This window comes from Streptomyces sp. NPDC050121 (assembly GCF_044460385.1).
In the GTDB taxonomy this organism is placed as follows: domain Bacteria; phylum Actinomycetota; class Actinomycetes; order Streptomycetales; family Streptomycetaceae; genus Streptomyces; species Streptomyces soliscabiei.
The window spans coordinates 1-24,484 of record NZ_JBITJV010000017.1 but is presented as its reverse complement, the minus strand read 5'-3'; the positions used below and the strand labels follow the sequence as shown (position 1 = coordinate 24,484).

The 24,484-nt window shown below is 67.6% G+C and carries 20 protein-coding genes and 1 pseudogene; 9 read left to right on the top strand and 12 right to left on the bottom strand.

All coding sequences use genetic code 11. The features are described 5' to 3' along the window. Positions 1 to 8: 8 nt before the first annotated feature. The 3 genes from ACIBTS_RS25070 to ACIBTS_RS25060 all read right to left on the bottom strand — a co-directional run bounded on the left by ACIBTS_RS25070 (position 9) and on the right by ACIBTS_RS25060 (position 7,124). On the bottom strand, positions 9 to 1,901 hold the full coding sequence (locus ACIBTS_RS25070; protein WP_399322300.1) for a UvrD-helicase domain-containing protein: 1,893 nt from the start codon (positions 1,899 to 1,901) through the stop codon (positions 9 to 11). Further along, positions 1,898 to 6,682: a DEAD/DEAH box helicase gene (locus ACIBTS_RS25065; RefSeq protein ID WP_399322299.1), complete on the bottom strand. Its 4,785-nt coding sequence runs from the start codon at positions 6,680 to 6,682 to the stop codon at positions 1,898 to 1,900. Before ACIBTS_RS25065 ends, ACIBTS_RS25070 begins: the two co-directional genes overlap by 4 nt. A gap of 127 nt (positions 6,683 to 6,809) precedes the next feature. Then, positions 6,810 to 7,124: a hypothetical protein gene (locus ACIBTS_RS25060; RefSeq protein WP_399322297.1), complete on the bottom strand. Its 315-nt coding sequence runs from the start codon at positions 7,122 to 7,124 to the stop codon at positions 6,810 to 6,812. 489 nt (positions 7,125 to 7,613) lie between these two features. On the opposite strand from ACIBTS_RS25060, the gene ACIBTS_RS25055 reads away from it, so the two are divergent. The 3 genes from ACIBTS_RS25055 to ACIBTS_RS25045 are packed head-to-tail and all read left to right on the top strand — an operon-like array spanning position 7,614 to position 11,589. Next, positions 7,614 to 9,731, top strand: a complete 2,118-nt coding sequence (locus ACIBTS_RS25055; protein WP_399322296.1) for a helix-turn-helix transcriptional regulator — start codon at positions 7,614 to 7,616, stop codon at positions 9,729 to 9,731. Further along, positions 9,728 to 10,714, top strand: coding sequence for a hypothetical protein (locus tag ACIBTS_RS25050; RefSeq protein WP_399322295.1), 987 nt, complete (start codon positions 9,728 to 9,730; stop codon positions 10,712 to 10,714). Before ACIBTS_RS25055 ends, ACIBTS_RS25050 begins: the two co-directional genes overlap by 4 nt. Positions 10,715 to 10,716: 2 nt before the next feature. Then, the gene (locus ACIBTS_RS25045; RefSeq protein WP_399322294.1) at positions 10,717 to 11,589 is read left to right on the top strand and encodes a DUF6339 family protein; all 873 of its coding nucleotides are present in this window, start codon (positions 10,717 to 10,719) and stop codon (positions 11,587 to 11,589) included. A 2-nt stretch (positions 11,590 to 11,591) separates the two neighbouring features. Here ACIBTS_RS25045 and ACIBTS_RS25040 read toward each other — a convergent pair whose 3' ends face one another. From ACIBTS_RS25040 to ACIBTS_RS25030, 3 genes are all read right to left on the bottom strand, one after another. Next, the gene (locus tag ACIBTS_RS25040; protein ID WP_399322292.1) at positions 11,592 to 12,701 is read right to left on the bottom strand and encodes a DNA cytosine methyltransferase; all 1,110 of its coding nucleotides are present in this window, start codon (positions 12,699 to 12,701) and stop codon (positions 11,592 to 11,594) included. A gap of 122 nt (positions 12,702 to 12,823) precedes the next feature. Beyond that, entirely contained in the window at positions 12,824 to 13,813 is a 990-nt protein-coding gene (locus tag ACIBTS_RS25035) for a DNA cytosine methyltransferase (protein ID WP_399322290.1), read from the bottom strand. 102 nt (positions 13,814 to 13,915) lie between these two features. Beyond that, entirely contained in the window at positions 13,916 to 14,299 is a 384-nt protein-coding gene (locus ACIBTS_RS25030; RefSeq protein WP_399322288.1) for a very short patch repair endonuclease, read from the bottom strand. A 219-nt stretch (positions 14,300 to 14,518) separates the two neighbouring features. On the opposite strand from ACIBTS_RS25030, the pseudogene ACIBTS_RS25025 reads away from it, so the two are divergent. Further along, positions 14,519 to 14,680 (top strand): annotated as a pseudogene (locus ACIBTS_RS25025) (SDR family oxidoreductase); the annotation flags it as partial. Positions 14,681 to 14,804: 124 nt separating this feature from the next. Here the strand turns inward: ACIBTS_RS25025 and ACIBTS_RS25020 are convergent. Together ACIBTS_RS25020 and ACIBTS_RS25015 are read right to left on the bottom strand one after the other, a co-directional pair. Next, positions 14,805 to 15,764 (bottom strand): RICIN domain-containing protein, encoded by a 960-nt coding sequence (locus ACIBTS_RS25020; RefSeq protein ID WP_399322287.1) that lies wholly within the window; start codon positions 15,762 to 15,764, stop codon positions 14,805 to 14,807. An 11-nt stretch (positions 15,765 to 15,775) separates the two neighbouring features. Continuing rightward, positions 15,776 to 16,276, bottom strand: coding sequence for a hypothetical protein (locus ACIBTS_RS25015; protein WP_399322285.1), 501 nt, complete (start codon positions 16,274 to 16,276; stop codon positions 15,776 to 15,778). Between the two features lie 185 nt (positions 16,277 to 16,461). Here ACIBTS_RS25015 and ACIBTS_RS25010 point away from each other — a divergent pair, with 185 nt between their 5' ends. Next, complete coding sequence (locus ACIBTS_RS25010) at positions 16,462 to 17,238, top strand: SDR family NAD(P)-dependent oxidoreductase (protein ID WP_399322283.1); 777 nt, start codon at positions 16,462 to 16,464, stop codon at positions 17,236 to 17,238. Between the two features lie 7 nt (positions 17,239 to 17,245). Here the strand turns inward: ACIBTS_RS25010 and ACIBTS_RS25005 are convergent, their stop codons facing one another. Next, positions 17,246 to 18,262 carry a hypothetical protein gene (locus ACIBTS_RS25005; RefSeq protein ID WP_399322282.1) on the bottom strand — a complete coding sequence of 339 codons (1,017 nt, stop codon included), beginning with the start codon at positions 18,260 to 18,262 and terminating at the stop codon, positions 17,246 to 17,248. Positions 18,263 to 18,385: 123 nt separating this feature from the next. Further along, positions 18,386 to 19,861 (bottom strand): beta-1,6-galactanase, encoded by a 1,476-nt coding sequence (locus ACIBTS_RS25000; protein WP_399322280.1) that lies wholly within the window; start codon positions 19,859 to 19,861, stop codon positions 18,386 to 18,388. A 201-nt stretch (positions 19,862 to 20,062) separates the two neighbouring features. Between ACIBTS_RS25000 and ACIBTS_RS24995 the strand changes: the two genes are divergently transcribed. Continuing rightward, positions 20,063 to 20,881 carry a class E sortase gene (locus ACIBTS_RS24995; RefSeq protein WP_399322279.1) on the top strand — a complete coding sequence of 273 codons (819 nt, stop codon included), beginning with the start codon at positions 20,063 to 20,065 and terminating at the stop codon, positions 20,879 to 20,881. Between the two features lie 51 nt (positions 20,882 to 20,932). On the opposite strand, the gene ACIBTS_RS24990 is transcribed toward ACIBTS_RS24995, so the two are convergent. Further along, positions 20,933 to 21,316, bottom strand: a complete 384-nt coding sequence (locus ACIBTS_RS24990; protein WP_319676157.1) for a GntR family transcriptional regulator — start codon at positions 21,314 to 21,316, stop codon at positions 20,933 to 20,935. Next, positions 21,309 to 22,064 carry a hypothetical protein gene (locus ACIBTS_RS24985; protein ID WP_319676156.1) on the bottom strand — a complete coding sequence of 252 codons (756 nt, stop codon included), beginning with the start codon at positions 22,062 to 22,064 and terminating at the stop codon, positions 21,309 to 21,311. The genes ACIBTS_RS24990 and ACIBTS_RS24985 overlap by 8 nt, the downstream gene beginning before the upstream one ends. A gap of 199 nt (positions 22,065 to 22,263) precedes the next feature. Between ACIBTS_RS24985 and ACIBTS_RS24980 the strand changes: the two genes are divergently transcribed. The 3 genes from ACIBTS_RS24980 to ACIBTS_RS24970 all read left to right on the top strand — a co-directional run bounded on the left by ACIBTS_RS24980 (position 22,264) and on the right by ACIBTS_RS24970 (position 24,371). After that, positions 22,264 to 22,575 carry a DUF6412 domain-containing protein gene (locus tag ACIBTS_RS24980; protein WP_399322278.1) on the top strand — a complete coding sequence of 104 codons (312 nt, stop codon included), beginning with the start codon at positions 22,264 to 22,266 and terminating at the stop codon, positions 22,573 to 22,575. A 120-nt stretch (positions 22,576 to 22,695) separates the two neighbouring features. Continuing rightward, positions 22,696 to 23,394: a YidC/Oxa1 family membrane protein insertase gene (locus ACIBTS_RS24975; RefSeq protein ID WP_399322464.1), complete on the top strand. Its 699-nt coding sequence runs from the start codon at positions 22,696 to 22,698 to the stop codon at positions 23,392 to 23,394. Between the two features lie 119 nt (positions 23,395 to 23,513). Further along, positions 23,514 to 24,371, top strand: a complete 858-nt coding sequence (locus ACIBTS_RS24970; protein ID WP_399322277.1) for a fumarylacetoacetate hydrolase family protein — start codon at positions 23,514 to 23,516, stop codon at positions 24,369 to 24,371. Positions 24,372 to 24,484 lie beyond the last annotated feature (113 nt).

Genomic DNA, 24,484 nt, shown 5'->3' with positions numbered 1-24,484 from the left:
TTGTCCTCCTACGCGTTTCCGTTCGACTTGTAGCGCCCCAGCCCCACCAGGCGCGGGACCAGCCAAACCCCATGATCCCCGAGGCTGGCGCGGGCACCGGACGCCGTGCTTCCGGCGACACTTTCCACGGCGTCGATCCGAAGGCCGTGGATTTCGTCCGGCCAGCGGATGTCCCATGTCTTGTTGATCTTGAGCAGGGTGTGGAGGTCGCGGCGAAAGCGTTCCGAGGCGACGGCTATGGAACGTCCCTGGTGGAGGACGACGTAGGGCGGGCTCTGCTCGGCGCCCAGTGGCATGTCGTGCTCGCGACGGAGAATGACGGCGTCCCCGGAGCGGACCGTGCCTGCCAAGTAGTCCTGGAGAGCGACGGCGTCATCCTGGAAGACGTCCGTGCCCGGAGGGTGCTCGGTGGACACGTCCGGTGCCGCGGCCTCGATGCCGTAGCGCTCGTGGGGCTTCCAACCGCCCACGTACCACCGGTCGATGACGCGGTGGCGACGCAAGCGTGAGGTCTCGGGAGCGGCGAGCCGGTACAGGTCGTACCGAGCACGGGTCACGGCGACGTACAGAGCGCGGGCCTCGGCGGCGGGATCGATGTGGGTGTGTCGCTTGCGAAGCTCCGCCAGGGGCGGCGGTTCGACGACGACGACCCGGTCGAACTCCAGACCCTTGGCGCGGTGGACGGTGGACACGACCAGATGGGCCGTTTCCGGAGCGGAGAGTTCGTCGGGGAACCTGCCTTCGGCAATCAGCCGGTGCACCCTTGCCAGATCCACCAGTCCACGACGGTCACGTGCGGCGCCACGCAGGGAACGCCATAGGAGGTCGACATCGGTGTCTGCGGGAACACCGACCTCCGCGACGAGTTCCCGGAACCGCTCCTCACCGAGCGCCGCCGTGCCGGTACGACGCAGCACTCCGGCCACCCACGAAGGCACGGGCCTCTCACGCAGAGAGCGCTGCATTCGGTGCGGCACATCGTGCTCGGACAGTGTCTGCGAGATGACAAGCGCTTGGGCGTTGTCCCGACACAGGATGGCCGTGGTGTCGGGATGGTTCCGGAGCGAGTCGAGTGTGAAGGGTGCATCGAGCTCCCCGAAGGACGGCAGCGTCAGCAGACGCGACCTCAGATCCTGGTACAGCGACTCGCCCGCGGAATCGCTGTCGGCAGCCCTCGGGGACAATTCTTGAAGGGACGCGCCGACTGGCAGCCCGATCCGTGCCTCCTCCGACGCCGCGCGGAAGTTGGCCGACAGACGGAGTTCCGCCAAGTCGTCGAAGTACGAGGCGCGCAGCCAGGCGAAGAACTCGTTGGTCTCGGCGGCTCGCGCATCGGGATCGGACACCTGAAAGCCGTAGATCGCCTGGGCGGCGTCGCCGACCAGGGTGAAGCCGCAGGAGTCCTGGAAGTGGTCCAGCAACGCCTCGACCATGTTGCGCCGATCGCCGACGAGATCCTGAACTTCGTCGATCACCACATGAGCCGGCGCGCCGGCCTCGGTGGACTCCACAGCACCCTTGAGGATCGCTTGTTCCGCCTTCCGAATGCGCTCGTCGAAGGAGTACTGGCTCCAGTCCTCGTCGGGGTATGCAGAGGTCAGCAGGGCGTAGGCCCAGGAGTCGAAAGTCTGAGCCCTCACTCTCCTCGCGTGATGGGCGTGCCTGCGGATCCTCTCCTTGAGCTCTCGCACCGCGGCCCGCGAGAAGCTCAGGACCAGGATCTCCCGGGCTTCGAGGGCGTCGTCCTCACGACTCATCAAGGCATCGAGCCGCCGAATCAGCGTGTGCGTCTTGCCCGCTCCGGGTCCTGCGGTGACGAGAACCCGTGCGTCCCACGGCTGGTCGACGACAGCCTGCTGCTCCGCGGTGAGCGGCGGGCTTTCGGCGTACGCGCTGATCACTTGGTGCTCCACAGATACTCGAACTGCGTGAAGGCCAGTGCCTTGCCGTAGTTGCTGATGTTGTCGCGGACGTTGAGGATCAGGCAGGTGTCCTTGCCACCGTTGCGCGGCCCTCGGAGACCGCGCCCGATCATCTGCTGGTAGACGTTCGGACTGTACGTCGGTCGGGCAACCACGACGGCCTTGGTGGCGGGCGCGTCGAAGCCCTGGGTGAGAACGCCGTAGTTCGTGAGGACGCGAAGCCGACCGTGCCGGAAGTCCGTGATGCGGTTGAACCGGTCGTTGGGACTGGTCGCCGAATCGACGGCCGCCGAATGGATACCTCGGTCGTTGAGCTTGGCGGCGAGGAACTTGGCATGTGCGACGGATGTGGCGAAGACCAGGACAGGCCAGTCCGAGGGCATGCCGGCGATTTCCTCGACGATACGTCGGTTGCGGTCGTGGTCCTCTGCCAGGCGCTGCTCGGCGGCCTTCGACAGAACGCTCAACTGGTCCGCACGCTCGATTTCGTCTTCGGTCAACTCGATCGTTCCGCCGGTCAGTTCGCGATGTTCGACCCGAGCCAACATACCCAGCTCCTGGAGTTCGGCGTACGGATCGCCGGACGCGAAAACACCGTCGTCGAGCCGCCGTGCGCCGAACCGCCGGATCAGACGACGGGTCTCGTCCTCGTTGGTATTGCGGAACGGCGTCGCGGTGAGGCCCAGCAGATGGCGATCCGTGCGAGAGGCCGTGATACCCATGGAGGCGAGGAGTTCCGTGTACTGCCGGGCAATCGCAACGTGAGCTTCGTCGACAATGACCAGCGCAGCATCGCGTAGCCACGCGTAGCTGTCGGTGTCCAGGCAGCTTCGCAACTTGGCGTCCGTGGCGACCACGAGGTGGGGCCGATCGCTCACCGGACCCGCCTCGTTCGACGACCAGAGTCTGCTGATCGCGAGAGGGTTGTCCGCGCCGACCTTGGACCACACGAACTTCCAGCTCTGGACTGCCTGCTCACAGAGCTCTTCCGTCTGCGCCACCCACAGGATCGGGCCTCCGATGTCACCGTCCTGCTTGATCCAGCGGATGACGGCTTCCGAGGCCACACGGGTCTTACCCGCACCGGTGGGCAACGACAGCATTCCCCGTTGGGGCTGGACGCGATCGAGCATGGCGAAGACGTTGGTGGCCAGACGCTCCTGATAGTCGTGCAGGCGAGGAAACTCGCTCGGGCCGTCCACATCGATGCGCGGCGCCAGAGACGGTGCACGAGAGCCCGCGAAGGAGTCGGGGAAGCGGAGGTCGGAGACGAACTTCACGGCGGGAGTCATGCCGGTGAACGACGACGGCGCGTGGTTCGGATAGGCCGCCTGGAGATCCTTCGCGTGGACCTGGAGAACACCGTCGCCGTGCGCGTTGTACGCCATCTGCGCGATGCGTTCCGGAGTGGGCTCTTCTCCGTCGGACTCGCTCTGCTCGCTGGCGAGGAGGCCGGCGGGAAGGCGGTCGCGCAGAGTCTCGGCTCCCAGCAGCAGGGCCAGCTTCTCCACGACCGTTTCGGCGTCCCGCACGGCTTGGAGAGCGGCCTGGACCTTACGGTCCTGTTCCTGTTGCCGTTGTGCTTCGAGCACGGCGCGGCAACCGGCCTCGCCCAGGTTCCATCGGAGTTCCCGGTCGGCGGCCACCAGCGCTTCCAAGGGAGACTTCGGTTCAAGGACGAGGACGGTGGTGCCCTGCATGGCACTCGTCAAGGGACTGGACTTGATGCCATTGGGCGTGCGGGTCACCTGTTCCAGCTCGGAGCAGTTCAAAAGGGAGTAGTTGTTGATCTGGCTGCCGAGGCGTTGCCGCAACGCCGGGTAGGCGTCACGCAGCGGGATCGGCTCGCCCGCCGGAACATGACGGATCTCCTTGGTGATCACGTCCGTGTACCGCAGCATTCCCCACTTCTCGATGAGGAGTTCGGCGTCCTCGGCCCTTTGAGTGAGCAGAGCCGGCAACCCCTCGGCCCGGAGCGCCCGGTACTCGTCGGCCGTTGCGGCGACCGCGATCTCGCCGTCCTCCCGGCTGCCCCACTCGTCGCCGATGCGGCAGCGGGTCAGGACGTTCTCGGGGAAGGGAACGTCCAAACGATTCAACAGCACGTAGGTGTTGCCCACGAAGACATCGTCCTCGCTGCGCAGGAGCTGTTCGATGAGCCTTTCCCACTGGTCCTCCGGGACGGCGTCGACCGTGAGAGGCAACCGGAGTTTGCGCGCCTTCTCGGGACTGATGTCGGCGACGGGAAGGACATCGGAGTACGAGGTGAGCTGGGGCCCGACGGCTTCCGCGAGGCGCTTCACGCCCTGAGAGGTGGGGACCAAACCGTACCGGCGGACCATCCAACGCAGTGGTGACGAGATGGCTCGGCGGGTCTGGGCCTGGGCACCGAACTGCATGGTCCACGCGTCTACGACATACGCGTCCGGGAGGGCCCTCACGAAGGCCGCCTTCCCTTCGTCGGACAGCCGCAGCAACAGGTGCAGGGACCTGGCGACGGGTGACCCGCTCAGGTTCATCCGGATGATCTGGGGGCGGTTGTCCCGGGGACCGAGGGTCCGGCAGTAGCTTTCGTACTGGTAGTTGCGGTACTCCTCGAACCAGATTTCCTCCTCCGGCCCATGTCCACCGACCGGGCGGTCGTGCAGGCCGAACTCACGCAGGACTGCCAAGTCGTCCGAGTGGAACTTCACGTTCACCGCGATGGACGTGTCGCGCGAGCCGTCGTCAGGAACGATCGGCCCCGGCAGCAGACAGTCGTACATGGGGTGGAAGCGCCCGTCGATCGTCTGTACGCGCAGGGTTTTCAGCGGCTCCGGGAATCGGCGCCGCACTTCGGCGGTGACGTGCGTGCCGCCTGCGCTGCGGAAGAGCTCCCAGAAACGCGTCCAGTCACGCGGTCCGTATGCCTCGAACCCCTGGTCCAGGACTCCGGAGAAACGACCTCGGTCGTCTGCCTCGCGGATCCCGATGTTGCTGAGGGCACTCTGCAATGTCGGATCGTCGGAGAGCTTCGGGTCCACGTAGACAAGATCGTCCTTGAGGCCGTCCTGCACGACGCGGCGCCAGACCTTGTTGGGCACCGGAGGCACCATCCCGTGGGATTCGGTCAGGACGAAACGTGCCCTCCGGGCCTCCTCCACGAACGGCGAGCCGGCCGCGACCATCTCGGCGAAGATGCGGATTGCGGTGGCTGAAGCCTCGGCTGTGCCATCGCCGACGAGGGCCTCCAGCCATTCGCGCACCGTGGCACGCGGGTGCTTCGCCTCGTTCAGGATGTGCTCGACCTTGCCGGACCGGAGGCGGCCCGTGGTGTCCACGGACGGGTGCACCCAGTTCGAGGGGCGACCGGGGTAGGCGCTCCACATGCGGAGCCAGTCGGATTTGAGAATCTTGGTGGCATCCTTGCCCTCGACCGGCGGGAAGCGCAGATCGCGGGGTGCGCGAAGAACACCCTCCTGGTCCGGCAGGGACGGGAGCTGTGCGGCCAACTCCCAGATTTTCCGGGTCAGCAGGAGGTCGGCCCAACTGACGGTCTCCGACTCGCGTGGGCGGCCCGGCAGAAGTGTCAGATACGCGGCGGGATCGCTCGGCGGCGAGAGGTGAGGCAGCGACTCCACGACCAGGCGGGCGGCCACCTGAATCAACTCTCTGTTGAATGCCGTGGAGTCGAGCAGGTTCTGGCGATCCTCGTTTGTCTTCCAGGCGCCGTTGAGCGCTCCGCTCAGCGTCATCTCGTACTTGGTCGGGAAGAAGGACCAGAACCGTCCGCGTCCTTTGGGCGTGGAGAACGGAGGTTCTCCCATGTACTCCGGGACAGCCCAGGCGATGTCGATCGTGCCCCGGTCGTGCATCTCGCCGGCGCTTCGACGGGCTTCGTCGGTCGGTCTGTGCGTGAGGCCGAAGACCTTCCAGCGGCTGCTGGCTGCTCCTCCCCCGGGGCGCCACTCCTGGATCGTGCGGTGGAAGCCGTCCTGCTCCACCGTGATCACACGCCGCACCTTGCTGCGCCCGTTGCCGATCCGACGGTCTTCCAACGTCACCGTGCTCACGTGCGGCGAGAAGAGCTGGAAGAGAGCGGGGAACTCCTCCTGCTGGGGGTCGTCCTTGGCGAGGTAGATGTCCTTGCCCAGGCGGTCGGCCTTGCCTTGCAGCAGAGGAAGACGAACCACAGTGGTCGCCCAGCCCAGCAGCTCGTCGAGAACGGGGTCGGAGCGACGTTCCTCGGCTTCGTTCAGGGGGCGGGCCATGCGGAGAACGGGGGTCTCCACGTCGGGGTCCGACTGGACACCGATGGCCCGACAGATTTCGGAGTGGGACCAGTCGCGGTCGAAACCGAAACTTCCCGACGTGCTGAAGAACTGAGGCGCGTCCGTTACGACGAGCACCGACTTCACACCAACACCGAATCGACCGATCTGGCCACCGCGTTTTCGGGAGACGCTCATCCGAAGGATGGTCTCGGCGCCGTCGGGTGTCACTTCCGTTCCTGTGTTGGCGCAGTACAGATGGGACTCGGTCAGTACGACGTGAACCTTCCCGCCCGGTTCGTTTGCGATTTCGTCAGCGGCGTTCTGGACAAGCTCGAAAAGCTGCCTGTCCCCGTATCCACCCTGCGCGATGCGACGTTCCCCATTGGCGTGTTCCTGGACCAGCCCGGGGTCCACACGGTAGGTCTCCAGAACGCGTTCCGACTGTTCGAGAATCTTGGCGATCACGGGGGTTGCAGACGAAGCGCTCGACAACGGCTGCTGGCTCACAAGAAGTCCGTTCTGTTGGTGATCGACGATGCCGGGGCCGGCGGATTTCGTGCACGACGGCACAGCCGACCCCGGCCGATGGAAGGCGTGGGGGGAGAGAGAAGATCCAGATGACCAGCCCGAGGGGCTAGGGAGACGGGAAGTCGAAGATGATGACGACAGTGACGCGGTCACGGCCACCGCGGTTCCGCGGCGAGTCGCCCGGCCGAGTGGTCTCGTACGCACGCGAGGAGGGGGACGTGGGGCCGCGACGGGTGCGACGGCGGGTCGCGCGGATACGGACCGTGGCAGTGACGGGCGCCGGGGCCGAACGACGGTCGGCGCGAGCGACGATCTTCCGGTAGGTCATGATGGTCGCGAAGCTCCGCCCGTGCGCGTCCAGGTATTCGGACTTCAGGACGGGATCCTCAATCGCGTCATACTCGGCGAGGATTCGACGCATTCTCGCGATTTCAGGCGAATCGGAATTTGACCCGGAAGGGTCGTCAAGGTCACTGCTCACGGCAGGCCCCCTATGGGTGTTGTTGAGATCGGTTATTCGTGCTTGGGCGGTGCGGAATTACGATCTTGTTGGCGTGCCGGGGGTGTGGGCACAGCAAACTAGGCACCCGCAGATCGTGACGGTTGTTTCCCGTGGGGCTACGGGGGCCATGTTTCAAACCGTAGCGGCGCCGACAAGAGTGCCGCAACATCGATTCTGCAGCCTCTCGGATCTCTACATTCGGAATCCTTGACTCCGAATCTTGGGGCATGGGGCGGCGAAAGTGGACTTAAAGCGTCAGGAATGGACAAACGGGGAGAAGTTAACCCATGAGGCCCTTGCGGGGTGACCCGTCGAGGCTTGTCAACAAATATTGTCGCAATCTCCAGATGTCAAATGGCGCATGCTAGAGTGCTCTGACCTGGAGCTGATGTGGTGGGGGAGCCGTACGTGGTCAGTGGAGAGGACTTCGGTCCGTGGCTTGCTCGGCAGTTGCGCCGGGCGAACATGAATCAAGCGGATCTCGCGGAGCAGGTGGGCCTCACCCGAGCTGCTGTCTCGGCCTGGATCACAGGACGAGCCACCCCTCGCGAAGAGACCATGCGAGCCATCGCCGCCGTGTTCGATGTGGACTACGTGAGCGTGCACACGCGCACGACCGACGTGGTGGGCAGCCGTCCGGTCACCTGGTACCACCGCCCCGCCTACGCCGACGGCGGCCGGGACTTCGGGAACGCTGCCACGTTCGCTTTTGAGGCTGATGTGGAGGTCTTGGCTCGCGAGGCCACGCAGAACAGCCTTGACGAGCGGCTCGATCGAACCAAGCCCGTCCGCGTCCGCTACACCCTGCACGAGTTGACGGGTGAGTCCCTCGCCCGATTCCGTGAGGCCATCGGCTGGGACGACCTCTTCCCTCACTACGAGGCGGCTGCCGCGCAGGAGCAAAAGGTGGGGCGCGTCATCGCCGAAGGCCTGCGCGACATGTACGAGCGTGACCGCCTCGTTCTGCTGAGGGTCGACGACTACAACGCCTCGGGCCTCACCGGTGACGACTATGAGGACGGCAGGTTCGCCGCCGTCATGCGGCGGCAGCTCGACAGTCGGAAGTCCGACGCGAGCGCCGGTGGCTCGTACGGCCTGGGCAAGGCCACCCTTTGGGCTACCAGCCGGCTCGGCATGGTCCTCGTCAACTCCACCCTCTCCGAGCAGCACGAGGGGCGGACGGAGCGTCGCCTGATCGGGCGCCTCGAACTGCCGTGGCGCATCGTGGACGATGAGCCTTGGGCCGGACCCGCCTGGCTCGGTGAGCCCGACACGTCACCCGGCAACGAGGGCGTGGCTCGTTCCTGGTGGGCGGACGAGGAGACGGTGGCGAGGCTGCACCTCACCCGGGAGAGCGCAGATCCCGGCACGTCCTTCCTGATCGTCGGTGCGCACGATGCGGCGAGCCTGGTCGCCGAATCGCCCAACGGCGCGGACACCGCGGAGGAAGAAGAGACGGTGCAGTCGATGCACGAGCGCCTCGTGGAGGCGCTCGGCCGGAACTTCTGGGCCGCCATGACGGTGGGCAGGGACAAGACCCCTCTCCTGGAGGCATCGGTGACAACCCTACGCAACGGACACGTGGTCATCGACGAGGAACGTGTCGAGCCACAGCGTGTACAGCCGTCCCGCACGCGCGCGCTCAAGGCATACCTGGACGGGGAGACCGTCGATCGCCTGACCGAAACCGGGCAGGTCGCCCAAGTGCGTGTGCCGCTGAAGGTGCCGCCCTTGCGCGGCCAGGGCGGAGTGGTCGAGCACGAGGCCGTTCTCCTGATCACCTCGGCCGAGGATATGGACGGCAAGCCGAACCAGATCGTCGGCATGCGCGGCAACCGCATGGTGATCAGGTCGGCCCGGGTGCCGGACCTGCCGTTGGGTACGAACCCCTTCCAAGCCGTACTGCTCGTCGGTCACGCAGCAGGAGACGGCTCCGAGAACGCGGATCTGGCGGAGGCGTTTCTCCGGGCGTCGGAACCTCCAGAGCACAACAAGTGGGGGCAGACCGATGAGCTGCGTGCCCTGTATTCGGCGACTGCTCATCGAAGGATCAGCGAGTTCACGCGGGCCGCCAACACGGCTGTGCGGGAACTCGTGGGACGTTCCCGGGAGAGAAACAAGAGCGGTTCGAAGGTGTTGCGCGACCTCCTGGGACTCGACACAGGATCGGCACCTTCGACGGTCCGTGGAGGAAAAGTACCGACGATTCGTGGCCTGGACGCGGAACTCGACGCGTCGGGTGCTTGGCGAGTAAGGGCTGAGGTCAAACTGCCGGCCGGTCAGGACCCCTGGCTCCTGGTGCCCGTCGCGAAGTTCGATGTTCGTTCCGGCGGACGGCCCTCCGTCGGGTGGGCGGAAGTCGTACCGGGGCAGAACTGCGAACTCGTCGAAGGCAAGTTGCGTTTCAAGGCAGGTGCCCGCAGTGCCTCCTTCAGCGCGGTTACCGAGGTGTCCACACATCCTGTCCGGGCCGAACTGGCCGGCTTGATCGTCGAGCTGCAGAAGTCGAGGGAGGTTTCGCAGTGAAGGTCTATCCGTACCGGCGGCTGACCGGCGAGATCGCCTTCAAAGTGACGGGTGTTCGCCAGGAGCTCGAAGGTCGCTACCAACACGACCTGGACACCCGGAGTTTCTCCACCCAGGAGCGTGTCGTGGCACTGCACCAGGTGGATCGGGACGACTGGGAAAGCGTCCGCCTCACGATTTCCGCTGCACTACCGGTCAAGGAACTTGCCGACGGCCCGTGGTCCGACGTCTCGGTCGTCGCGGTTTTGACGGAGAAGGCGACCAATTCGCGGACGACGGTCCGGCTCATGCGGGAGGGCGACGGCGCAGAAGCAAACTGGTATGGACACCTGCGCTTCTGGCGGTCGGCCTACCGCAGCCGGGCCGAGCTGACGATCGTGGCCGTGGCCACGGTGGATGGCGTATCGGGACGGATGATCGGCGAAGCCGAGGAGTCGTGGGTCGTCGACCTGACGGCCACCACCCCCACTCGTCAGCGCGAGATGGTGGTCAACGAGATCGACTTCACCGTGGGGCCGGAGTGGCTGCGTCCTTTCAAGGACGCGCCCTGGATTGTCGAGACCTCGGGTGACCTTCCCACCGTGCATCTGAACAAAGGGTTCGAAGGGGTCTCGGAGCTGATCAATTCCACGGGCAGCCCCTTGGAGAGGGCGGTTCGCGACATGCTCGCGGCGCAGATCGCTTCCGACGTCTGGACAGCGGTCTTCCACTCCCTCGTCAGTGACTTGGAAACGGACGAACGTGGTGAGCCGCTGTGGCCCGGAGGCTGGCGCGACGGCGTACTGCAGGGCATGCTCGCCGACATACTTCCCGACCACTCCGAAGTCGACGCCTTGCGAGAGATCCATGTTCGCCGCGCTGAGTCGGCAGCCTGGAACGAGCTTCAGCCGCGCATCAACTACGCGGCGGGCCGCCGTGCGAAAGTGGCCAGGAACCTGGGTACGGCGATTCGAACCCTCGATGTGTCCCAGCGGGAGAGCTGAACATGACGGAAAAGCCCGAACACCTGCCGGAGCGACTGGCACTGCTCTCCGATATCAATGCGGCGAAGTACTTGAGCACGGGAGTGCTTTCCGGGCAGGAGTCACCGCCGTACATCGCGCTGAACAAGGTCACCGAGCCGCTCGACGACCTTCAGGTGCGCTCGGAGGTCGTTCCGGTTAGGGACCTCATCGACGACGTGATGCACCTTTATCGTCACGACACTCCGACGAAGGCGGATGCCTGGCTTGCTCCCAGGCTGCACGCCGCATTGCGTCTGACGCGCCGAGAAGCGGCCGACAGCAGGTTGTGGAACTTCCTTGCGCTTGCGGTGGCTCCCGATTACGTGGTTTGGCGCCACCTACCGGCCAAGGCCAAGGACGGACTTCCCCCCATGGTTGCCGCGAGCCGTTTTCGCGGGGCCCATTACACGCAGGCTTTCTCCCGTCTGTGGTGGGCAGCCGAGTTGTTCAGGGACGGTAGCGACTACGGACCGGTACAGGTGGCCTGTGGGAACCAGGATGTGCTCAACACCGTTCTCCGCCTCGACGTCATCGACCACCGGCCCACGGCCCAGGCGTTGATACGGATGGTGGCACGCAACAAGGTGCGGACCGGACGTGAAGTGAACGCCTTGGCGAGGGCGGTCAACGCCTCGGCAAGCACTCTGATGTACGACGTGCTCGCCGAGGACGACGGAGTGGACGGCAGCCTTCTGGAGGAGTGGATCCGCGAGGCCGAATCGGCACCGCCCGTGCCGCGCAAGTTCCTTCCGAAGGGACCCGAAGACGGCCCTGTCCCTTCGGATTCGATCGACACCCTCGTCGTCCGTTTCGAAGAGCTCTTCGACGACTACGCAGCAGTCAGGAGTTCGTGAGCCTATGAGCCGGTCGGCTCCGTGTCACCGTCGTCCCCCGGCGTCGGAGGCTTCCACGAGGCGAGCCGGTCCAACGCCTCCTTCGAGGGGCACCCGAGTCCCAGGGCCGCACTGATGATGTGCATGCCGAGACGCGGTGGCACCGCGTTGCCGATCTGCTGAGAGACGTCCTTGCCGCTCCACGGGTACGCCGCCGGAAACGTCTGCAGACGGCCTGCTTCGTAGACGGAGAAACGGTCGTCCTTGCCGTCGGGCCCGACGACCCGGTTCCTGGAGACCTTTCCGGTGACGGTCGCCGAAGGCTGATCGGATCGGCGCTGCCCGCGGGCCTTGGGATCGCCTCCAGTGCCGTAATTGGAGATCACGGTGAAGGGGGCGCGGCGCTTCGGGAGCGCCTCACCCATACTCACCCACTTCCTGGGCATGGAGTCGACGAAGGCGAATCCCTCGTCGTCCTCCCGGCTGTTCTCTCCGCGATAGCGCTGGTGGGTCGGCTTGGGCAGCCTCAGCGGGTGATGGCTGTGCAGGTTGGCGTCTCCGTTGCGGCGCCGTGCGACAAGGACGGCGCGCCTACGTGTTTGCGGCACACCGAATTCCTCGGTGTGCAGGACCCCGTAATCGGTTTCGTATTCGTCGCTGAGCGCCTTGGCGTAGGCCTCCCATACCGGGAGAACCGCCGGGACCTGTTCCAGCACAATGGCGTGGTAGGGGCTGAGAGTTGGGTTGTCGATTGCTTCCAGGGCCCAGTGGAGGGGTTGCAGCACCAGTCCGGTGCGCTCGTCCTTGAGCTCGGCCAGATCCGCCTCGATGTTGGACCATTTGTCGCGGTCCACGAGCCGCTGGACGAACTTCAACACGAGGTCCAGGGCACGACGCCCCGCACCGGTGCCGGCGACGGTGAACGTCTGACAGGGAGGTCCCCCCGCCAAGACGTTGGCTCCCTCGAATTCGAGGTCGGTCGGCTTGACCGCGCGGACGTCCGCATGCACGGTGTGCAGTCCTGCCCTTGTCCGAGTGGCGACCGCGCCGGCATCCCACTCGACGCCGATACTCCCCACGCCAAGTGCCTCGGCCGCCATGTCCAACCCGCCCGGACCTGCGAAGAGGTCCACGACGCGGAAAAGTGCAGGCTGAGGTGACTGAGGCTGTACGGGGGTCATGGCACCGAAGTGTAGCCGGCACGGGTGGTGGTCTGGGTCGGACTCAGGATGCGGGCACCGTCGGCACGGCGCGATCAATCCCGAAGGGCCTCGGCGATCGCTCGACCCAGAGCCTCACCGACCGGGGGCGGCGAGGCGTGCCCGATCTGCCGGGCACGGCGCGTCTTCTTGCCCGCGAAGGTCCAGTCGTCCGGAAAGGACTGCAGGATCGCTGTCTGTTTCACAGTCAGCTTCTTGAGGGGCGAGCCGGACGTGTCCGACTCCTGGATGCCGTCCCGATCCGGGACCTCGTCGCTCAGTGCCCCGCCGTTGATCCCCATTTGGGCCCAGATCTTCTTGCTCCCCGTCAGACCGAGGTCGGCGCCGCCTCGGTTGTCGGACCCGCCGACGAGGGTCGGGGGGACCCGGTTCGCCTGTGCCGCCCACTCCGCCGCACCTATCCAACCGCGGGCAGAAATCGACGGCAGCAGAGCCTCGCCCGCTGTTATGTGGCGGGTGACGGTGGGCGCCGGAGCGTGGAAATGGTCGAAGAAGCGACTCTTGAGTGCGACGAGCACACCTTGCTTCCGGTCCTGCGGAACGCCGAAGTCGGCAGCATTGATGACGAACCAGTGGAATTTGTAGTCGAGGTGTACGAGCTCACTCTGTATGAAGTCGCGAACTTCTTCGAATTCTGGCGCTGTGACGAGCTCCGGCACATTTTCGATCAGGAGGGCCTTGGGCTGGACAACGTGGGCGGCCAAGAGAACCGTCGCCTTCAGCAGGCGCAACTCCAAGCCGGTTTCCACTCGCTTTGTCGTCGCCGACGACTTTACGCGAGGCAACCCGGCGGACAGCAGGTCGACCTCGAAGGCATCGGGATCGTAGGGCTCCGGGTCCTCGATCGGGTCGAATTCCAGGAGGTCCATCTCGGCGACGTTCCAGTGCGGCCGATTCAGGCGTAGCGTTTCACAGGCCACCGGCTTGTTGTCCAGAAGGAGAACCGGGTCGAATCCAGCGCGTTCCAGGCCTAGCGCGAGGCCTCCTGCGCCGGAACACACGTCGACCGATGTCAGTCTCCTCATACAGTCTCCCCGCCCTGATGGATCAACGAATATGCCAAGACGATAGGCGTGATCGTCCGCAGTGTCGATGGCAGGTGTACGGGAATCGGTGAACTGGCCTGATCACGTCTTGCCCGACACCCGCAGAGCGACGGATTGCACCTCTCCCGCCACCATCACTGGCACGTCGTGCTCCCAATAGCGAAGGACGGTCCATCCTTCCGCCTGCAAATGCTCGGTCGTCTCCCGATCCCGAGCCATGTTCTTGTCCAGCTTGGCCCGCCACCACTCTGCGTTTGCCTTGGGCTGGGTCGCGTGCTGCGGGCAACCGTGCCAGAAGCAACCATCCATGAAGATGGCGATCTTGGCTTTCGTGAACGCGATGTCGATTGTGCGGCGGGGCATGCCCGGGACCGGAACATTGACCCGGTAGCGAAGTCCTGCCGCATGGAGCAGTCGTCGGACCGCGACCTCCGGGGCCGTATCGCGGGAGCCCTGGCGGCTCATGCGGGCGGAGACGGACGGGGAGGATGGGACAGCACCAGACACAGCAGCATTCTGCCGGCGTGCTGTCGGTCATGCCCAAACTCTGCCTGCCGTGGGTCAGAGATTGCAGTGGATCCGACACGTAGGTCCAAGCTGTCGGACAAGACGGGACCACCCCCACGTCACCCGAAGCTATGTTGTCCCGCATGACTCGTTCCCTCGAAGGCGATCAGCCCTCTCGGCACCCTTGACGACGTCGCGCCCCTGATCGTTTTCCTGCTTTCTGAGGCGTCCTCCTTCATCACGGGAGCGGAGATCCCCGTCGACGGGGGTTTCAGCGCGCACGGCGGCGTCAAGTCCATCTCGGACGCGCTGCGGCCCGACGGACCGAGCGTCGCCTGAGCCTTGGTGACGGGCCGGTTCGGTTCTTTACACCTCGACGAGATCGTTCAGGGGTGCCGAGACCCGTTAGCGGCCGAGGTGGCCGCAGGCGGTTGCGGCTCGGCCCGCACGGGCTGGCTCCGGTCTATTTCCACAGTTGTTCCCGGCGGGTGCTGTTGCAGGTGGTCACCATGACCTGCTTGGTGCCGCCGAAGGGTGGGGCGGCGATCTCCAGGCAGTGGCCGGTGGCAGTGTTCTTCAGGAGCCGGCCTGCCGAGGTCGAGGTGCCGAGACTCCATTTGACGTAACCGGTTCCGCCGGGGGCGTCGCAGGCTTCCAGCTGGGTCGTGTAGTCGTTGTTGAAGGGCGCCGACAGGCACTTTCCGCTTGCGCGGTTGACCAGTTCGAAGGTGCCGCCGCCGGTGGAGCGCAGCGTCCATGTGTAGGCGTCGCTGGAGCTGCAGGTTCCGAAGCCGGGGTAGACGTCGCCGTCGGTGCCGTACACGCACTGGTCGTTGGAGGCGTTCCGGAGGGTCGACACGGACCCCGGGGAGAGTGCGGCGGACTCGGATTTCGCGGGGGGCGGTGTCCCCGCGTCGGGAGTGCTCCCCGTGTTGGACCTGGGGTTGGTCCTGGTCTGGACGGGCTGGACCACGGGCTTCGCGGAGCCGCTCGAGCCGGCGGCGGCCGGGGCCGACGGGGAGCGGGTGGCGGGCGGTGATCCGGAAGGCGACGGCGACGGGGAGGCCGACGTGGAGGCTGACAGAGAGGGCGTCGGGAGAGTTCGCTCGGGGCCTGATGATCCGGGGGATGAGTCCGGGAGGCCTGGGAGGAGGACGATGGCCGTGATCGTGCCGCCCACCACGACGACCGGGACGATCACCATGCGCAGGCGGCGTACGCGCCGGTCCCGGCCGGCGACGCTCTCGGTGATGGCGACGTTCTCGGCGTGGCCGATCGCCACGCCCCCGCGGGAGGCGGTGACGGCGGTGTGGGCGGTGATGCGCGGGGCCCGGCCGCCGTCGTCGTGCGCGCCGAAGCCCCAAGCGTGCCGCAGCCTTCCGGAAGGCGTACGGCTGCGGCTCGACTGCTGTGGACCTGACAAGCCGGGGGCGGTCAGTCCTGGGCCGCCCCCGGCCTGGGAGGGTCCAGGTGTACGCCTCCTTGCACCTGCATCACACCGGCAGCCACCGATCCGCCTGTGGCCTCGACGTGCAGATCGCCGTTGACCGCGACACCGCCGGTCCCGGCCGAGGCGCCGGAGCCGGGACCGTGCCGTCGGACATGCTCGACCAGCGACTCCAGCTCCCTGGCGGCCTCGTTCCGCTCCCGTTCGGGGAGGTCCTGGAGCAGGTCCCTGAAGCGCGTCGTCCAGGAGCCCGCCTGGTCGGCGCGCATGCGCACCAGCACTCTCTCCGCGTCGTCGCCGGCGGCTGCCCGTGCGAGGTCGGCGGCAGTCTGGTCGAGGCGCTGCAGCACCACCTCTTCGCGTTGGCCGTCTCGGCCCAGGAGCCGGGCCACCGTGGTTCTGGTCTCGATCCAGGCGTCGGTTCCCGCCGCCGTCACCACCGCCGTTCCGCCCGAAGCGGCAAGCGCGACCAAGATTTCCGACAACATCCACAGCCCCCTGTGACCAGTCGAGTGACGGACCTTCAGCCACGCCATTCAACAGGTCTCCCCGGGTGAGAGACCGACGAATCCGGCAACGGGCCGGAGGTCAAGGGGTGCCCTCCGGTGGTTGACCGTGACGGGGTGGCGGTCCGGTCGCCGGTGGCGTCGATGCCGAAGCTATGTTGTCCGCCATGACGCGCACCCCCGAAGGCGATGACCCCTCTCGCCCCCTCACCGGCAAGGTCGTAGTGGTAACCGGTGCTGCCCGGGGCCAGGGCGCCGCCGAAGTCGAGGCCCTTGTCCGCGCCGGCGCCACGGTGATCGCCACTGACGTTCGTCCCGAAGGGGACTGTCGGCGGCTCGACGTTGCCAGTGAAGAGGACTGGGCGGATCTGGCCGCCGAACTTCGCCAGACGTATGGGCATGTTCACGGGCTGGTCAACAACGCGGGTGTGATTCATCGGGCCCGGCTCGGGGAGGTGCGGGCGGAGGATTTCGGGCGGGTTCATGCCGTCAACACCGTCGGGCCGGTGCTGGGCATTCAGTACCTCTCGCCGCTGATGCCGCCGGGCTCGTCCATCGTGAACGTGGGGTCGTCCACCGCGTACACCGGCTACTACCCGGTGGCCTACACCGCCAGCAAGTGGGCGCTGCGGGGTGTCTCGAAGGTCGCGGCCACGGAGTTGGGGCCGCGGGGGATCCGGGTCAACACCGTGCACCCCGGCTACATCGAGACGGAGATGACCGCCGCCGCGACCCCGGCCTTCCGTGAGACGACCATCCGGGAGACGCCACTCGGTCGCAGCGGCACCGTCGACGACGTCGCGCCACTGATCGTCTTCCTGCTCTCCGAGGCGTCCTCCTTCATCACGGGAGCGGAGATCCCCGTCGACGGGGGTTTCAGCGCGCACGGCGGCGTCAAGTCCATCTCGGACGCGCTGCGGCCCGACGGACCGAGCGTCGCCTGAGCCTTTTCTACGCCCCCACCCCGTGGCACGCCTGGTAAGCCGTCCCCGACGCGCACCAGCATCCAGCGCCCCGCTCCGGAGGCCACCCGACCGCCCGGCCCCGGGCCGCCAGCGTCGTCGCGTACTGGGGCAGCAGGTCGGCGTCGCCCGGGGAGGTCGCCTCCGAGGCCGCGAAGGCCTCGTACGACGGGACCGTGCCCGTGACGATGCCGAGGTTGCCCGTCCCCGAGGCCGACAGTTCCCTCAGTGAGGCCTCTATCGTCGCGAGGTGGGTCTCGTGGGAGGGGTACTCCGCTTCCAGGGTCGGGTAGGCGGTGACCAGTTCCGTCAGTTCGCTCGCCGGCCAGTGCAGGACCGCCACCGGGAACGGGCGGGACAGCTCCTCCCGGTAGGCGCCCAGCTCGGCGCGGAGGCGGGAGATCTCGGCCTCCAGTTCCGCCGGGTTGTCCGAGCCGAGGGACCAGACGCGCTTCGGGTCGTGGAGCTCGTCCAGGGAGACGGGCAGCGAGTGCAGGGTGTCCGCCAGCAGGTCCCACTCGTCGTGGGCCACGCCGAGCATCCTGCGGACCCGGTGGCGGCCGAACAGCAGCGCATGTGACGCGTGCGGGGGTTCCGGCGCGTCCGCCAGGAGCAGGCTGACGCCCTCGGTGAACGTCTTCTGCGCCGCTTCCAGCTCGTCGTGGGATTCCAGGGACTCGGCGACGATCACCCAGGGGGCCGGGTCGCGGGGGGCCGCGGCGCGGATGCCGTCGATGATCGCCCGGGCCTCGGCCTCGTGGCCGTACTCCCACAGGTTGGAGGCCTTCAGGGCGCGGACCAGGTGGGGGGTGTCCAGCCCGCCCGGGGCGGACAGCAGACGGTCGTAGAGGGTCGTCGCGGCGGGGCGGTCGCCGGCCAGTTCCAGATGGGCCGCGGCCTGCAGCAGCAGGGCTTCGGCGTCCTCGGGATACAGGCCGGCGGTCCGCTCCAGGCGTGCCGCTTCGGCGGTGTGGTCGACGTTCTCGGCAGGCGTGTCGGGGCGCATGGGGGACACCGTAGCGCCGCCGGGTGACGAAAGAGAGGTATCTGCAGGCCAGAGGCCCATATCACCTCACGGTCACCGCTAGATCGGCCAGATCCTCCAGATCCTCCAGATCCTCCAGGTCGTCTAGATCGTCACCCCGTCCACCTGGAGCGTCTGCACCGCGCCCGCCGCGAACGGCACGCTGATCGTCTTGCCGCTCAGGTGGAGGTCCGAGTGGGACGTGTAGAGGTCGCCCGTGCCGCTCGTCACCGTGTTCCAGCGGGGGACCAGGCCGCCCGACCCGCCGCTCACCGTCGTGAAGCGGGACAGGTCGAACGTCAGGGTCTGGGCCGACGTCGACGTGTTCGCCGCGACGATCACCAGGCGCTTCGCCGTCCTGTCGATCGCCGCCGCCGCGTAGCTCACGCCGGTGTCGAGGATCGTCATGCCGGGGCGGATGTGACGGCTGAACTGGGCCATCACGTAGTACTTCGTCGTGACCGCGCCGGCCGCCAGCGTGCTCGGGTCGTACGCGATCATCGCCCACCCCGCCGACGGGTCCATGACCTGCCAGTAGACCCACGCGGTCGGGTGCAGCCAGCGGAAGTCGTAGAGCAGGTTGCTTGCCATCGTGAGGCCGGTGCCGTCCTTGTCACCGGTTTCGGAGTTCCACAGGGCCTTGCCGGCCGTCGTCACCACGTCCGTGTAGAGCAGGTCGCGGCGGCCGCCCGAGCCCTGGTAGCCGTGGACGTTGACCCGGTTCACGTACCCCTTCGTCGTCGACGAGAAGGAGTTCCACGTCGTACGCGCCAGGTCGTAGCTCGTCTCGTCGGACGCCGAGATCCTCGTCCCCGTCAGGCCGCGCTTGTCCAACTCGCTGCGCATGTACGGCAGTACGGCCGACTGGACGGTCGCGTCCATGTGGCAGCCCTCCTGCGTGCCGGTCGCCGTCCACCAGGACGACGACGGCTCGTTGAAGGGGTCGACCGTCGCGAAGTTCACGCCCCAGTTGTTCTTGGCGTACAGCGCCACCGCCGCGAGGTGCGACGCGTGCTGGCGGTAGTTCCAGGACTGGAGGTTGTTGCCGCCGTCCGAGGCGCCCGACGGGTTGTGGTTCAGGCACATCCACCACATGGGGGAGTTGGCGAAGAGCTCCGTCGTGGCGCCCCGCGACGTCGCCTTCTGCAGCATCGCCCGCTGGTTGGCGTCTGCCGTCCAGTCCCAGGCCGAGGACGTCGGGTCCTCGTTGTTCCAGTCCTGCCAGTAGCCCTCGATCTGCTTGAACCCGGGGATGTTGGCGGAGACCGCCATCGACGCGCCGTTCACCGTGTTCCAGCTGCACGCGCCCAGGTTGTAGCGGGCGATGTTGAGGCCGAGGCCGGGGAGGGTCCTGCCGTTGTAGGCCACCGACTTGGTCGTGAAGAAGATGTCGGCGAAGTCGTCCCGGGCGCCGAAGACGTTCGCCCACCAGGCCAGGGAGGTGCCCCAGCCCTCCCACGTGCCGTACGTCGTCGACGGATTGACGGAAATCGTCGCGTCGGCGTGGGCCGTGCCCGTCGCCAGGGCGCTTCCGAAGAGCGCGCCGCCCGTGGCCGCCAGCAGTGTCCTGCGTCGGATCATGGCTTCTCCGCTTCGAGTCGAGGCCGGTCCCGTTCGGCCGACACGAAGCATCAGGTGCGACGCCTGGGGTTGTCGAGAGTTCTGACAGCCCTTTCTCAAACCTGTGGAGAAAGGGCGGGGAGGGGTTCGGCAGGGCGAACGGGACAGGTCTCGTATGTACGGCTCTGGAGACCTTGTCCCCTACCCCTTATGGTGCCCCGCGTGCGGATTCCCCTCGTACGGCACAGCACCCGGCGACGGCGCGCCCGGTACCGGCGGGTGCTCTGGAGCGGTGCCGAACTGCTCGTCACCGCCGGGGTGTTGGTCCTGCTCCTCGTCGTGCACCAGCTCTGGTGGACCAACCGGGAGGCGAAGGACGGCGCCGAGCGGAGAGTGGAGGCGTTGGAACGGGAGTGGGGGGCCGCCGACGCCGGCGGCGACGGGCGCGACGGCGGTGAATCCGGCTCCGGCTCCGGCTCGGCTGCCGACGGCGCCGACGACGGTCGCTCGCCCGGGCGGTCCGGTGGCGGCGACGGCACAGGGAACGGGGACGGAAACGGGTCGTCGTCCGCCGTCACCCCCCGCTCCTCCCAGGCCTACGCAGTCCTCCGCATCCCCCGCCTCGACCTGCGGGTCCCCGTCGCCGAGGGGACCAGCAAGCAGCACGTGCTCAACAAGGGGTACGTCGGTCACTACACCGGCACCCAACAGCCGGGCCAGGGCGGGAACTTCGCGGTCGCCGGGCATCGCAACACCCACGGTGAGCCGTTCCGGTACCTCAACCACCTCAGGAAGGGCGACAAGGTGGAGGTGGAGACCCGCGACGCGACCTACACCTACACCGTCGACAAGATCCTGCCGCAGACCTCACCGCGCGACTCGGGCGTCATCCGACCCGTGCCCCGCTCCCTCACCAAGCCTGCCTACGGCTACGACACCCCCGGCCGCTACGTCACCCTCACCACCTGCACCCCCGAGTACACCTCCCGGTACCGGCTGGTCGTCTGGGGCGAACTGACCTCCACGAAGCCGAAATCCTAGGCTCACGGACCCGGACCCGGACCCGGACCCGGACCCGAACCCGAACCCGGCCTACGATCGCTGCTCCAGCGCCTCCCGTACGGCGTTCAGGATGGTCTCGGTGCCGGCGCCCAGGGCGCGGGCCGCCGAGGTGAAGTCGCGGGCCAGGGTGGTGAGTCGGTCGGCGTCGGGGTGCTGGGGTTCGGCGGGGAGGGCCGCGACCCGGGTGCCCGCGCCCCGGCGGGTGCGGATCAGCTCGGCGGCCTCCAGCTCACGGTAGGCGCGGGCCACCGTGCCGGGCGCCAGGCCCAGATCGGCGGCCAACTGCCGTACGGTCGGCAGTCGTTCACCCTCCACCAGTCGGCCGGTGACGATGAACGAGGCCAGCTGGGCGCGGATCTGCTCGTACGGCGGCACCTGGCTGGTGGTGTCGACGCGGACGGCGGGTTCACTCATCGTCCACGGCCCGGGGCGCGACGATGGTGAACAGGGACCAGCCGAGGGCGAACAGGCTCAGCAGCCCCAGGGGGTAGATCACCAGGGCCGTGACATTGCCCAGCATTCCGGCGCACTTCGAGTAGAACAGCACTCTGGCGATCATCCCGACGACGAGCAGCAGTTGGCTGGAGACCAGCAGTCCCCAGGCTCCGGTGATCGCCCAACTGCGGTCGTGGCGCTGCTGGTTGTCCCCGGGGCGGTGGGCGATGCGGCGCAGCGACCAGACGCAGGCGGCGGTGCCGAGGGTGAGGGAGACGAGGACCGGGGTGGCGTAGTAGAGGCCGGGCCACGGGCCGAGGTGCCTGGTCACGGTGGAGCAGGTGACGGCGAGGGTGCGGCCCGTCCGGCCGGCCCTGTCGGGGGAGGCCGCGGCGGCCCCGATCGTCAGCAGGACGGCGATGCAGGCCGTCTGGAAGACGAGCAGGGGGGCCATGCGGGGCGGTACGTGGTCCCGGACCCGGCGCGGGGCGAGGACGGCGGTGCGGACCGCCTCCAGTGGGGCGGGGGTGAGGGAGTCGCCGAGCAGGACCCCGCCGACCGCGCACAGGCCGAACGCCGTGACGGCGGAGACGAACGGCATAGCCATGTCGTCGCTGTCCATGGTGGCCAGCGCCTGGGCGACCACGACGCCCAACGCCAGCCCGGCCCAGCGGGCGCAGAGATCGGCGCGGGCCAGGAGTCTTTCGGGCGAGACGGTGTCGAGCATGTCGAGTCCCCCGGTGAGTCATGCGAACGATGAGCGTGACGCTTGTATCAAGTGGTGAGTACAAGATGCCGTCGACCGCACCTTGTGTCAAACACTTGATACAAGCGAGGACTTCATCCCGCCGGCTGTCATCCCTCGGATGCCTCAACTGAGGTATAAACGAAGGGAGATCAGATCGAGGAAGGAGGGGGGAAGCAGCGTGATCCGCAACCGGTTCACCGCGCGCTCCGCGCCGCTCCTGCTCCTCCTCGTGCTCGACGTCCTCCTCCTCGACGCCGGCAGCCTCTCCGCCGCCGTCGCGCTGGCCGCGACCGCCGCGGCCGGTTCCGCGCTCGCCGTCTGCACGCTCGTCGCCGCGCGCAGCGCCCCCGCCGTCCCGCCCACCCGGGTGCGCACGGCCATCAGGGACCGGGCCCGCCGTACGGCCTTCCTGCCGCAACGCGACCCCGACGCCTCCGGCCGGCCCCGCCCCAGGGCGCCCGGCCACGCCCTCCCGACGACCGTCGCGTAGGGCCTCACTCCCGACCTAGTGGCCCCGCGCGGGTCGTCCTGCCGCCATGCCCGGAACATTCCGGCACCCATCCCGGCACGACGAGAACCCCCGGAGGGCTCCTCACCCATGTCCGTACTCATGTCCGTCTTCGCCGACCTGGTCGGTCACCTCGCCGACCTGCTTCACCCGCTGTTCGGCGCATCCGCCGCGGCCGCCGCGATCGTCCTGTTCACGGCACTCGTACGACTCCTCGTCCATCCCCTCTCCCGGGCGGCCGCCCGCGGTCAGAAGGCCCGGACGGCACTGCAGCCGAAGGTCGCCGAGCTGCGCAGGAAGCATGCGAAGGACCCCGCCCGGCTCCAGAAGGCCGTGCTGGAACTGCACGCCGAGGAAAAGGTGTCACCGCTGTCCGGCTGCCTGCCCAGTCTGCTGCAGCTCCCCGCGTTCTTCGTGCTCTACCGCCTCTTCTCCAGCTCCTCGATCGACGGCGCGGGCAACGAACTGCTCGACCACCGGCTGCTCGCCGCACCCCTCGGCGACCGCTGGACCGACGCGCTCGCCGGGGCCGGGCTCGTCGGCGGGGCCGGCGTGGTCTACCTCGTGCTGTTCGCCCTCGTCGCCGCCGTCGCCTCCTTCAACTACGTGCGCGCCAAGCGGACGCCGCTGCCCGAGACCGGCGGCCAGGACGTGCCCGGGGTCGGCGCCCTCACCAAGGTGATGCCGTTCATGTCCTTCTTCACCCTGATCACCGTGGCCGTCGTACCGCTGGCCGCCGCGCTGTACGTGATCACCAGCTCGACCTGGAGCGCCGTCGAACGAGCCGTCCTGTACAGGTGACGGTCCAGTACGTGAACCGGGTATTGCGGAGCGGACGTCCAGCTTGGAGGATCGGCCAGTCATCCGATGGCTGCACCCGTCGGCGGACGCTCCGCGATCTAGGAAGACGGTGACGGACCATGAAGCTGCTGCGAGTCGGTACGGCGGGCGTGGAGCGCCCCGCACTGCTCGAAGCCGACGACACGCTGCGCGACCTGACGGGTGTCGTGGACGACATCGACGGCGCGCTGCTCGCCGACGACGAGGCCCTCGGCCGGATCCGGGCCGCCGCCGACTCCGGTGAGCTGCCCGTCCTGGACCCGGCCGGGCTGCGGGTCGGGCCGCCGCTGGCCCGGATCGGCAAGATCGTGTGCATCGGGCTGAACTACCACGACCACGCCCGGGAGACGGGGGCCGAGCCGCCCGCCGAGCCCGTCATCTTCTTCAAGGCGGCGGACACGGTGGTGGGGCCGTACGACACCGTGCTCGTCCCCCGCCGGTCCGCGAAGACCGACTGGGAGGTGGAGCTGGCGGTCGTCATCGGGCGCACGGCCCGCTACCTGGGGTCGGCGGAGGAGGGGCTCGCGCATGTCGCGGGGTACGCCGTCGCGCACGACGTGTCCGAGCGGGAGTTCCAGATCGAGCGGGGCGGGACCTGGGACAAGGGCAAGAACTGCGAGACGTTCAACCCGCTGGGGCCCTGGCTGGTGACGGCGGACGACGTGCCCGACCCGCAGGCGCTCTCCCTGAAGCTGTGGGTCAACGGGGAGCTGAAGCAGGACGGGACGACGGCCGAGCAGATCTTTCCCGTGGGGGAGGTCGTGCGGTACGTCAGCCAGTTCATGACGCTGTACCCCGGCGACGTCATCAACACCGGGACGCCGGCGGGGGTGGCGCTGGGCGCACCCGAGCCCAAGCCGTTCCTGCGGGCCGGGGATGTGGTCGAGCTGGAGATCTCCGGGCTGGGCAGGCAACGCCAGGAGTTCAAGGACGCGTGACGCTCCGCCGGACAGGTCCTAGGGCGTGTTTCGAAAGTAGCGTCGTCCGCCCGGAGGGCGGGGCCCGCGGCGTCTGGTGCGGTGCATCGCAAGGCGGAGGGTCGTCCGCGTAC